Source organism: Kribbella sp. NPDC056861 (assembly GCF_040687575.1).
In the GTDB taxonomy this organism is placed as follows: Bacteria; Actinomycetota; Actinomycetes; order Propionibacteriales; family Kribbellaceae; genus Kribbella.
This window is the reverse complement of sequence record NZ_JBFBNQ010000016.1, coordinates 1-1031: the sequence shown is the minus strand read 5'-3', so window position 1 is coordinate 1031 and position 1031 is coordinate 1. Positions and strand designations below refer to the sequence as shown.

At 67.2% G+C, this 1031-nt stretch carries 1 protein-coding gene; it reads left to right on the top strand.

What is annotated here, in order from left to right:
• Positions 1 to 90: 90 nt before the first annotated feature.
• Positions 91 to 1031 (top strand): hypothetical protein (locus AB0P21_RS41380; RefSeq protein ID WP_363705085.1); only part of this gene is annotated, 941 nt, incomplete at its 3' end.

The window sequence follows — 1031 nt, the reverse complement described above, 5'->3', positions numbered from 1 at the left end:
GGTGATGTGGTGGTGATTGGTGAGTTGGTGGGGGTGTTGGGGGGTTTGGGTGAGCGGGCGCGGTTGATTCATGGGGCGGTGGAGTTGGTGATGGAGGGGTCGGGGGGTGGGTTTGTGGGGGTGGCTGCGGATGGGTTGCGGGGGAAGGTGGATGGTCGGTTGCGGGGGCATGTGGAGGATGTGGCGTCGTCTTTTGAGGTGGCGGCGGGGGTGTTGCGGGAGTGGTGTGGGGTGGTGGTGGAGCAGCAGCGGGTGGCTGATGGGGCGTTGGTGGCGGCGCGGGGTTTGGTGGTGGGGGATCCGGAGTGGGTGCGGTTGCGGGAGGTTGCTTTTTGGGCGGGGGTGGAGTTGTCGGAGCGTGGTCGTGAGGTGGGGCGGCGGGTGGCGGCGGTGTCGGATGTGCGGTTGCCGGTGTCTGAGTGTCGGGCGTTCATGGAGTCGTATCCGTGGTTGGCGGCGTTGGTGTTGGTGCCGATGATGTTGGCGGGTGGGCCGTTGGGGTTGTTGGCGTGGGGGGCGAGTTTGGGGTTGTTTGTTTATTCGGTGGCGGAGTTCGCGGGTGGGCATGGCAGTGTGGCGGGGTTGTTTTTGGCGTTGTTGGGGTTGGTGGCGCCGACGACGCGGGCGTTGCCGGTGCGGGAGTTGGGGCGGTTGGTGGGTGGGGTGGCGGGGTCGTCGGGGGTGTCGTTGGCGCGGACGTTTCAGTCGTTGTTCAGCCGGGATTTGTTGGTGTACGGGTTGTTGCCGCGGGTGTCGCGGTTGCCGGTGTTGTCGCGGGTGGGGTCTGGGGTGGGGTTTTTCGGGGTGTTGGGGTGGGTGCGGTTGTTGCCGTGGCTGGGTGGGGTGTCGGGGTCGCGGTGGGGGGTGGGGTTGGCGGGGTTGCAGCGGTTGGGTGGTGGGGTGGTGGGGTTTGTGCGGGGGGTGCCGGGGTTTGTGGCGCGGTCGTACGGGGGTGTGTTGTGGACGCGGTTGGTGTTGCCGGTGAGTTCGGATGAGTTGCGGGTGTTGGGGTTTGTGGGGGCGTTGCGGGT